This is a genomic window from Pseudomonas sp. CM25 (genome assembly GCF_013179705.1).
Taxonomy (GTDB): Bacteria; Pseudomonadota; Gammaproteobacteria; order Pseudomonadales; family Pseudomonadaceae; genus Aquipseudomonas.
On the sequence record NZ_JABMCW010000212.1, the window covers coordinates 1 to 9,687 of the forward strand.

The following is a 9,687-nucleotide window of genomic DNA, read 5'->3' on the forward strand; positions in this document are numbered from 1 at the left end:
CCGGCGTTGATATGTGGCGCAACATCTTCGCCGGCGGCGCGCTGTGGCTGGCAATCTACGGCACCCTGGTGCTGAACTTCTGTGACTTCGCCCGCAGCTCGCCGTGCCGCAAGACCATCCGCGTCGGCAACTTCTGGGGGCTGCCGGTGAACATCCTGGTGTTCGCCATGATCACCGTGGTGCTGTGCGGCGCGCAGTTCCAGATCAATGGCCAGATCATCGACAGCCCGACGCAGATCGTCGCCGCCATCCCCAGCACGCCATTGCTGGTGCTCGGCTGCCTGGCCTTCCTGATCGTCACCGTGGCGGTGAACATCATGGCCAACTTCGTCGCCCCGGCCTTCGTGCTCAGCAACCTGGCGCCACGCCACCTGAACTTCAAGCGCGCCGGGCTGATCAGCGCCACCCTCGCCGTGCTGATCCTGCCCTGGAACCTCTACAACAGCCCGCTGGTGATCGTCTACTTCCTGTCCGGCCTGGGCGCCCTGCTCGGCCCGCTGTACGGGGTGATCATGGCCGACTACTGGTTGCTGCGCAAAGGCTGCATCAACGTGCCGCAGCTGTACAGCGAAGACCCGGCCGGCGCCTACCACTACACCAAGGGCATCAACCTGCGCGCGGTGGCCGCCTTCCTGCCGGCCGCGCTACTGGCCATCGTCCTGGCCCTGGTGCCCAACTTCCACAGCGTGGCGCCGTTCTCCTGGCTGATCGGGGCCGGCATCGCCGCCGCCGTGTACCTGCTGATCGCGCCACGCCACCGCCAATACTTTGATGTCAGCGGCGAATGCATTGCCGTCGACCACAGCAGCCACTGACCGGGGAAAACCGAACATGCGTATCCTGATCGCCAACGTCAACACCACCGAAGCCATCACCGAAGCCATTGCAGAGCAGGCCCGCGCCGTGGCCTCGCCCGGTACCGAAATCGTCGGCCTCACCCCCTGGTTCGGCGCCGAATCGGTGGAAGGCAACTTCGAAAGCTACCTGGCCGCCATCGCCGTAATGGACCGGGTGCTGGCCTACGAGGGCCCTTACGACGCCGTGATCCAGGCCGGTTACGGCGAGCATGGCCGTGAAGGCCTGCAGGAACTGCTGAATGTACCGGTGGTTGACATCACCGATGCCGCCGCCAGCACCGCGATGTACCTGGGCCACGCCTACTCGGTGGTGACCACCCTGGACCGCACCGTGCCGCTGATCGAGGACCGGCTGAAGCTGTCCGGCCTGTATGACCGCTGCGCGTCGGTAAGGGCCAGTGGGCTGGCGGTGCTGGAACTGGAGGCCGACCCGCAACGGGCGGTGGAGGCGATTGTCGAGCAGGCCGAACGCGCTGTGCGTGAGGACAGGGCCGAGGTGATCTGCCTGGGGTGCGGCGGCATGGCCGGGCTTGATGAACAGATCCGCCAGCGCACTGGCGTGCCGGTGGTGGATGGTGTGAGCGCGGCGGTGACCATTGCCGAATCGCTGGTGCGCATGGGGCTGAGCACTTCCAAGGTGCGCACCTATGCCACGCCGCGGGCGAAGAAGGTGGTGGGTTGGCCGATGCGCTTCGGTCGCTAGCCTTCTGTTTACCCGTACCGGCCCTGTCGCCGGCAAGCCAGCTTCCACAGGGACTGCGCAAGGTTTGAGGCCTGCGGTACCTGTGGGAGCTGGCTTGCCGGCGACAGGGCCGGTCCTGCTAATCCATCATCCTGGCCAACCGCTGCGCACTGCCACAGGCCAGGGTGAATCCCAAGGCCCCATGCCCCAGGTTCAGCCACACATTGCGATACAGCGTGCCGCCAATCATCGGCACGCCGGTCGGTGTCGCCGGTCGCATCCCTGCCCATTCCACCGCCTGGCCATAATCTGCAGCCTTGGGCAGCGTCTCCAGCGCCAACCGCCGCATGCTCTGCAGCCTGCGTTTTTCTACCGACTCGTCGAAGCCGACAATGTCCACCATCGCCGCCACTCGCAGTTGCTGCCCCAGACGGGCATAGACAATCTTGCGTTCATAGTCGGTCAGGCTCAGCTCCGGCGCCTGGTGCCCGGCACTGATCGGTGCGGTCAGGCTGTACCCCTTCAACGGGTAGACCGGCAGCTTCATGCCTGGCAAAGCCAAAGCTGTGCCGCGATGCCCGGCACACAGCACCACCTGTTCGACGTCCAGCCGGTCGAGCCCCAGCTGCAGCGCCACCACCCGGTCCTGGTGCCGCACCAGTTGCGTTACCGGCTGGCCGAGCAGCAGACGACACTCGCCCGAAGCGCGCAGCAGCGCCGCCAGTCGCTGACAGAACAGGTGGCAGTCGCCGACTTCTTCATCGGGTGTAAATACGCCGCCTACGAACGGCGCGCCATCCAGTGCAGGTTCCAACACGCGCAGCTCGGCTGTACTCAGCACACGCTGGCTGGCCGGGTCCAGCAGCTGATCGCGGCCATGGGTGAAAGCGCGCTCGCTGCGAAAGGCCACCAGCTTGCCGTTTCGTCGCCAGGCAAAATCGCCGAAGTCCTGGCTTTCGCGCCATTGCGCCAGAACAGCCTGGCTGTGCAGCGCAAGGTCCAGCAACTGCGCGGCATTGCGGCGATTGACGCTGCGCCGGCAGGCCAGGGTAAACGCCAACAGCCAGCGCCACTGCGCCGGGTCCATGCGCAAGCGCAAGCGTAGCGGCGACTCACCCTGCAACAGCCAGCCCAGCGCCTGCCATGGCACGCCGGCGTCGGCCAGCGGTGCCACATAGCGATAGGACAATTGCCCGCCGTTGGCGAAGCTGGTGGCCGACGCCAGGCTGTCGCGGGCTTCGATCAGGTCGACCGAATGCCCCTCGCGGACCAGGGCGTAGGCCGTCGCCAGGCCAATCACGCCACCGCCAATTACCGCCACACGCTGTTTCATCGCTCATCCCTGTTCCGGCACCATGGCCGAACAGTACCAGCGGATCAGCTCGGGCAGCTATGCGCGCCGTCGTTCAGGCCCTGGCGCACGTTGCGGCTGAGCAGGCTGGCCTTGCCGTCATGCCAGGTCAGGGTCAGTACGTAGAGGGTGTCGAAGTCGTCGCCGCTCCAGTCCTCGGTGATCACCCGCTCTTCACCGAGGGCCTTGCCGGCCACGCTATTGATCAGCTCCGGGAGGTAACCGTGGGACCAGGCGGTGTACACCGTCGCGTTGCGGTATTTGTCGCTCAGCAGCTCATCGGCCAGTTCGTCGGTATCGTTGGCGCCGTAGTCGATGTTCACCGGCAGGCCCAGGCGGATGGCGCTGGGGGTGATGGTCATCAACGGGCGAATGTAGCTGTAGGTTTGCTCCTGGCTGCCTTCCTCGACATGCCGTGAAGGGTTGGCAGCGAACACATAGTCGGCCTTGCCGAAGCGCTCGGGCAACAGCGTGGCCAGATCCAGCGCACGGTTGAGGCCTTGGCAGTTCAACTGGCCCAGCCCCTCGCCCGGCTTTTCGGCATGGCGCAGGAACACCAGGGTCTGGGTGCCATCTACCGGTTGTGCCCGGCTTTCGATTGCCTCCATCGCCAACGGTACGGCGACGGCTGCAAGCACCAGGCTCAGCAGCAAGGGGCGACGACGGCGGAAGAATGTAGGCAACTTCATCAAGGCAGGCTCGTGTGGCAAAGAAAATCGGGTCTACCCGCCACATCGCCCCGCTTGCGGTATCACGGGGCGCCATTAGTAGTGAATGCCATCCTTGGCAACGAGTGAGGGTCAGAGTGCCCTGAACCCGTTTGGTTCCTCCCTGGAGGTGGATGCCGTTCCCTGGGCAATGCTTAGATTAAGGGAACGGTGTTGCTGAATTGTGTACGGTGCCAGAACCTGGGTAATAGGTCGGTGCCCGTATGCAGGGCCCTCATCAATCATCCCGCGTCAGCACTTCCAGCAATTCGATCTCGAACGTCAGGTCCGAATTCGGCGGGATTGCCGCCATGCTGCGCTCACCATAGCCCAGCTGGGCCGGCACCAACAGTTTGCGCTTGCCGCCGACGCGCATTCCAATGATTCCCTGGTCCCAACCCTTGATCACCCGGCCTGTGCCGATCACGCACTGGAACGGCTTGCCGCGCGACCAGGACGAATCGAACTCGCTGCCGTCGGCCAGCCAGCCGGTGTACTGGGTGGTGATCAGGGCGCCTTTGACGGCGGCTTTGCCTTCACCCTCGACCAGGTCGATGATCTGCAGTTCTTGGCTCACGGGGACACTCCAACGCTGGAAAACAAAGCCGCCCTTTTCTCAGGAATGCACCGGTTTGGCAAGTGTGTGCGGGGTCAGGCAAAAGATAGATGCACGGTGGCATTCTCTGGAGGCATGGCTGGGCGCGGAGGCGAGCCAGCCGTAGGGAGCGCATCAGGGCTGACAAGTGCACCGACCTGAATCAGCTGGTCTGCTCAAACACCTGCTGCCCGGTCATTTCCCTGGTCTGGTTGGCAAAACAGTACCAGGCAGGTTTCTCTTCAACGAAGATCTGCATATTGAAATCCCAGTCCTGGTCGCCGTCGAGCAGGCCGACCGGGACGGCATGGAAGTCGTTGGCCTTGAGCCGGTAGTAGAGATGTGTGCCGCATTGGCCGCAAAAAGCGCGTTGAGCCCAGTCGGACGAATCGTAGACGCTGGGCGCACGCCCTTCGATCAGCGGGGGTTTGCTGCAATCGACCACCAGCAGCGGGCCGCCGGTCCACTTGCGGCACATGCTGCAGTGGCAGGCGCTGATGTGGGTATTGTCGACGGTGACGGTAAGCCGGGTAGCGCCGCACAGGCAGGTGCCGTGTTTTTCCAGGGCCATGGCTGGCTCCTTGAGCGGAAGATGGGCCTGCAAGTATAGATGCGCGCTCTTGCAGGAGCGGCCTTGTGTCGCGATGGGCTGCGAAGCGGCCCTAGGATTCAAGCGGACACGTTGGATCCTGGGGCCGCTTCGCAGCCCATCGCGACGCAAGGCCGCTCCTACAAGGGGCAATATCGGTCGGTCAGATGAACACAGTGCCGCGCAGGTACAGCGCCGCACGCCCACTGATTATCACCCGGCCATTGCCCGGCACTTCACACCGCAGCTGCCCTTTGCGCACACCGCCCTGCTCGCAGGTCAACACGTGCTTGCCCAGGCGTTCGGCCCAGACCGGCGCCAGCGAGGTATGCGCCGAACCTGTCACCGGGTCTTCATTGACGCCAACCCGCGGGCCAAACCAGCGCGTGACGAAATCAAAGCCACGGCCTGCGGCGGTCACGGCGATGCCGCGCACATCGAACGCCGACAGCGCAACGAAGTCCGGCTTCAGCGTATCGAGCAACAGGGCGTCATCGATCACCACCACATAATCGTCGCTGTGGTACAGCGCCTGCGCCTGGCTAAGGCCCAACGCCTGGAGCAGCCCGGCCGGTACGTCCACGGCCACCGGTTGCTTGGCCGGGAAGTCCATGGCCAGCAGCCCGTCAGCGCCCCGGCTGACGCGTAGCTCGCCGCTGCGGGTATTGAAGCGCAGCACCTGGGCATGCTCGCCCAGTTGTTCGAACAGCACATAGGCCGAGGCCAAGGTGGCGTGGCCGCACAGGTCGACTTCCACGGTGGGCGTGAACCAGCGCAGGTCGAAGGTTCCCCCATTACGTACGAAGTAAGCCGTTTCCGACAGGTTATTCTCTTCGGCAATGCGCTGCAGCACGTCGTCCGGCAGCCAGCTCTGCAGCGGGATCACTGCAGCCGGGTTGCCACCGAAGGGTTCGGCGGAAAAGGCATCGACCTGGAAGATTTCGAGTTGCATGCACACACTCCTTGTTACCTGGGCGCTGCCAGGCGGATATCTGGGAAAAGGTTACAGGCGCACTGGGGTCAACACGGGTTCGCCGGCGAAGAACGCCTGCAGGTTGCGCAGCACCCGATTGACCGTAGCGCGCGCCCCTTCCGGTGACTGGCCGGCTACGTGGGGTGTGAGCACGGAGTACCCCAGCACCTTGACCGAGCGCGCCGCGAGTCAGTACGGCATCGATTTCGTCGGCATGCCGCTGGATGGCGTCGGCAGGTGTTTCGGCACTTTTGCGGGCAAGCCCGCTCTACTGGCCGAAAGCGCGCCCCAGCCCACCCGGCACACCACTGCTGTCGGTGTCCTGCCAAGGGCCGTTCGGGCTCAGCGACCAGCTCCAGCCATTGTCGAACCGGTAATAGGTGCGCTGGCGGTAGAAGGTATTGGGTTGCTTCTCGAGTACGTAGACACCCAGCTTCGGGTCCCAGTGGCTGGCCCCGCCAGGCGGTGGCGCAAAGCTGGCCGAGGTACGTGGCATCGGCTTGGGAATCGCCGCCGGCTTGCTTGGCTGGGTGGACGGCTGCCCACCCGGCAGCGGCTTCACAACCGGCCCCTGCGGCGGCACCCGCTCGATCGGTGGCGCGGGCTGCTCGTACGGCTGATGCACCGTACACGCAGACAAACCCAGGGCCAGGGTGATCAGGGTCAGGCGGACGGTGCTGTGCATGGCAGTGCTCTCTTACTTGTCAGGGCTGTCGATGGTCAGGTGCTGGGTGGCCTGGCTGGCGCTGGGCATTGGCGCGCCCTGGCCAATCCACTCGCCATGGGTAGGCTGGCCAGCCCGTGACACACGTGCAACCAGTTGGACTTCGCTGAAGTCGGACAGTTTCATCTGCGGCATCATCGCATCGGCATCAGACAACTCCACCTCGATCGGCAACTGCGCCACCGTCACCCGCTTGGCCGCCAGCGGCATCGGTGGGCCATTGCTGGCGCGGGCAAAGATGAACACCGTGTCCTCCGGTTTGACCTTGTCCTGCAACGCGGCAGCCAGTTCTACCCGCACCTTCAAACGGGCCGTTGCTACTGCCGCCGCGGGCTCTGCGGCCTGCGCTGGCGAGCCGCCCAAGCGCTCGGCGGCGCGATCAATGCCGCCCTGCAGGGCCGCACGTGAGGTATCGCCTTCCGGCAACTGCGCCAGCAGGCGCTTCCAGTAGTCGATGGCTTCCTGATAGCGCTCGCCTTCGAACGCGGCAATACCGCGCAGGCCCAGGCTGGTCACTTCGTTGGCGTCGGCCTGCAATGCTTCGTCAGTCAAGGCCTGGAGTTGCGGACTCCATTGCTTGTCGGCGGCAAAGTACAAGGCCTGGGCCCACTGCCCGAGCAGCTCTGGCTGACGACCGGCAAGGGCCACGGCACGCTCGAAGGTACGCGCGGCATCAGCGGGGCGCTGATCGGCCATATAGGCGCGGCCGAGGAAGTAAAGGGCCTCGGCCGAATCCGGCTGGGCCTTGACCACGCGCTCCAGGCGGGTAGTCATTTCTTCCATCGACTTGGGTGCCTGGGCAAACTCCTGGGTCAGGGCCACCTTGTCGGCCGCACCAAAATGCAGGTACAGCCCCAGCGCCATCAGCGGCACCAGTACGGCCGCAAGCAACGGCAAGGCCTTGCCAAGATGGCCCTGACGGGGTGCCTCGGCGCCTTCGGTATCGGCCAGCAGCTCTCGGGCAGCCTCGTCGCGGCCCTTGGCCAGCTGCGCCTCGTCGAGCACTCCGGCGGCCTGCTGGGTAGCCAGTTCGGCGATGCGCTCCTGGTACAGGGCCACGTTCAGGGCGGTGCGGTCTTCTTCTGCCTGACGACGACGGCCACGCAGGATCGGGATCAGCAGGAAGCTGAGGGCAGCGAGCAGCAGCAGGCCCGCGCTAAGCCAGAATTCAATCATGGGTCTGTTCTTTATCCAGCAGTTTGGCGAGACGCTCGCGTTCTTCGGCAGACAACTCATTACCGCCCGGTGCGGCCGTACTGCGGCGGCGGCGCACGATCAGCGCCAGCACCACGAAACCACCCGTCAGCAATATTCCCGGGCCAAACCACAGCAGCCAGGTGCGGCCACTGAGCGCCGGCTTGTAGCGCACGAAATCGCCGTAGCGGTCGACCATGAAGTCGACGATCTGCTGGTTGTTCTTGCCTTCACCGAGCATGCGAAAGATTTCCCGGCGCAGGTCGGCGGCAATCGGCGCGTTGGAATCGGCGATGTCCTGGTTCTGGCACTTGGGGCAGCGCAGTTCCTTGGTCAGCTGCTGATAGCGCTCGCGCTCGGCATCATCGCGAAACTGATAGGTGTCGATGGCTGCCTTGGCCACACTCGCTACGCCCAGGCCCAGCACAACGGCTGCCAGCCAGCGCTTCATGGCTTGGCCTCGTCGACCAGGCCCTGATACAGCGGCGCCAGCTGCTCACGCCACACGGTGGCATCGACGATGCCCACGTGCTTGTAGCGGATCACACCCTTGGCATCGATCAGGAAGGTTTCCGGCGCGCCATACACGCCAAGGTCCAGGCCCAGGCTGCCCTGCTCGTCACGGATATCCAGCTGGTAGGGGTTGTGGAATTCGGCCAGCCACTTCTGCGCGGCGGCGTTGTCGTCCTTGTAGTTGACCCCGTGAATCACCACGCCCTGCCGGGCCAGCTGGTTCAGGTAAGGGTGCTCGACCTTGCACGACGGGCACCAGGTGGCCCAGACGTTGACCAGCGCCGGGCGGCCGTGCAGATCGACCTGGGTCAGCGTGCGGTCACCCTGGGTCGAGGCCAGGGAAAACGCGGGGAATGGCTTGCCGATCATTGCCGAAGGCAGCTCGTCGGGCTTGAGGAACAGCCCCTTGTACAGGAACACCACCACCAGCAGGAACACCACCAGTGGGACTACCATGATCCAACGCTTCATGCAGCTGCTCCAGACACGCCCAGGGCCTCACGCACCCGGGTCTTGACCTTGACGCGGTAGCGCCGGTCGAGGGCCGCCAGCAACCCACCCAGGCCAGTCAGCAGACCGCCCAGCCAGATCCAGCGGACATAAGGCTTGATGTGCACGCGCACGGCCCAGGCGCCGTTTTCCAGTGGCTCGCCGAGGGCAACGTACAGGTCACGGGTAAAGCCGGCGTCGATGCCGGCCTCGGTCATCATCGACTGCTGCACGGTGTACAGGCGCTTCTCCGGGTGCAACGTGGTGACCTCACGGCCATCGCGGCTGACCACCACGGTGCCCCTGTCGGAGATGAAGTTCGGCCCTTCGAAATGCCTGGCACCCTGGAACAGGAACTGGTAACCGCCCAGCTCCACGCTTTCGCCCGGCGCCATGCGCAGGTCGCGTTCGGCGCTGTTGTTGCTCGACAGCACCACGCCCAGCGCGCACACCGCCAGGCCCAGGTGCGCCAGTTGCATGCCCCAGTAGCTGCGACCCAGGCCTGGCAAGCCCTTGATCAGGCCTTTGTGGCGGGTCTTGTCGAAGATGTCACGGAGCCCGCCGAGCACCACCCAGGCGGCCAGGGCGAAGGCGGTCAGGGTCGGCCAGTCGAAGTCGTCGACGATGAAGCCGGCAGCCGGGGCGAGGATGGCGCTGCCGATCAGCACGGGGGTCATCATGCTGACCAGCCATTTGCCCGGGGTGTCCTTCCAGCGCACCAGCACGCCCACGCTCATCACCACCATCAGCAAGGCCATCAGCGGCAGGAACAAGGCATCGAAGTACGGCGGGCCGACCGACAGCTTGGCCCCGGTAAGCGCATCGAGCACCAGCGGGTACAGCGTACCGAGCAGAATCATCGAGGCCGCCACCACCAGCACCAGGTTGTTGGCCAGCAGCAACGTCTCACGCGACCACAGGGTGAAGCCGACCTGGCTCTTGACCACAGGCGCACGCAGGGCGAACAGGGTGAGCGAACCACCGACCACGAACAACAGGAAGATCAGGATGAA

The 9,687-nt window shown here is 64.8% G+C and carries 12 protein-coding genes and 1 pseudogene; 2 read left to right on the top strand and 11 right to left on the bottom strand.

What is annotated here, in order from left to right; genetic code table 11:
* A partial coding sequence (locus HP546_RS19925; protein ID WP_172228630.1) for a cytosine permease occupies positions 1 to 815 on the top strand: 815 nt, incomplete at its 5' end.
* Positions 816 to 831: 16 nt separating this feature from the next.
* A complete protein-coding gene (locus HP546_RS19930) occupies positions 832 to 1,560 on the top strand; it encodes an aspartate/glutamate racemase family protein (RefSeq protein ID WP_172228632.1) in 729 nt (242 codons plus the stop codon).
* Between the two features lie 118 nt (positions 1,561 to 1,678).
* Here the strand turns inward: HP546_RS19930 and HP546_RS19935 are convergent, their stop codons facing one another.
* The 11 genes and pseudogenes from HP546_RS19935 to HP546_RS19985 all read right to left on the bottom strand — a co-directional run.
* Entirely contained in the window at positions 1,679 to 2,872 is a 1,194-nt protein-coding gene (locus HP546_RS19935; RefSeq protein ID WP_172228634.1) for a D-amino acid dehydrogenase, read from the bottom strand.
* 44 nt (positions 2,873 to 2,916) lie between these two features.
* Positions 2,917 to 3,579, bottom strand: coding sequence for a histidine phosphatase family protein (locus tag HP546_RS19940; protein WP_172228636.1), 663 nt, complete (start codon positions 3,577 to 3,579; stop codon positions 2,917 to 2,919).
* A 256-nt stretch (positions 3,580 to 3,835) separates the two neighbouring features.
* Positions 3,836 to 4,174 carry an FKBP-type peptidyl-prolyl cis-trans isomerase gene (locus tag HP546_RS19945; protein WP_172228638.1) on the bottom strand — a complete coding sequence of 113 codons (339 nt, stop codon included), beginning with the start codon at positions 4,172 to 4,174 and terminating at the stop codon, positions 3,836 to 3,838.
* Between the two features lie 181 nt (positions 4,175 to 4,355).
* A complete protein-coding gene (locus HP546_RS19950; protein WP_172228640.1) occupies positions 4,356 to 4,763 on the bottom strand; it encodes a GFA family protein in 408 nt (135 codons plus the stop codon).
* A 181-nt stretch (positions 4,764 to 4,944) separates the two neighbouring features.
* The gene (locus HP546_RS19955; RefSeq protein WP_172228642.1) at positions 4,945 to 5,733 is read right to left on the bottom strand and encodes a PhzF family phenazine biosynthesis protein; all 789 of its coding nucleotides are present in this window, start codon (positions 5,731 to 5,733) and stop codon (positions 4,945 to 4,947) included.
* Positions 5,734 to 5,784: 51 nt separating this feature from the next.
* Positions 5,785 to 5,919 (bottom strand): annotated as a pseudogene (locus HP546_RS19960) (2-hydroxyacid dehydrogenase); the annotation flags it as partial.
* 103 nt (positions 5,920 to 6,022) lie between these two features.
* Positions 6,023 to 6,439 (bottom strand): hypothetical protein, encoded by a 417-nt coding sequence (locus HP546_RS19965; protein WP_172228644.1) that lies wholly within the window; start codon positions 6,437 to 6,439, stop codon positions 6,023 to 6,025.
* A gap of 12 nt (positions 6,440 to 6,451) precedes the next feature.
* Positions 6,452 to 7,654, bottom strand: coding sequence for a c-type cytochrome biogenesis protein CcmI (gene ccmI, locus HP546_RS19970; protein ID WP_172228646.1), 1,203 nt, complete (start codon positions 7,652 to 7,654; stop codon positions 6,452 to 6,454).
* Complete coding sequence (locus tag HP546_RS19975; protein ID WP_172228648.1) at positions 7,647 to 8,123, bottom strand: cytochrome c-type biogenesis protein; 477 nt, start codon at positions 8,121 to 8,123, stop codon at positions 7,647 to 7,649. Before HP546_RS19975 ends, ccmI begins: the two co-directional genes overlap by 8 nt.
* A complete protein-coding gene (locus HP546_RS19980; protein ID WP_172228650.1) occupies positions 8,120 to 8,656 on the bottom strand; it encodes a DsbE family thiol:disulfide interchange protein in 537 nt (178 codons plus the stop codon). The genes HP546_RS19975 and HP546_RS19980 overlap by 4 nt, the downstream gene beginning before the upstream one ends.
* Positions 8,653 to 9,687: cytochrome c-type biogenesis CcmF C-terminal domain-containing protein (locus HP546_RS19985; RefSeq protein WP_306125312.1), on the bottom strand; the 1,035-nt coding region annotated here is incomplete at its 5' end. The genes HP546_RS19980 and HP546_RS19985, both read right to left, overlap by 4 nt.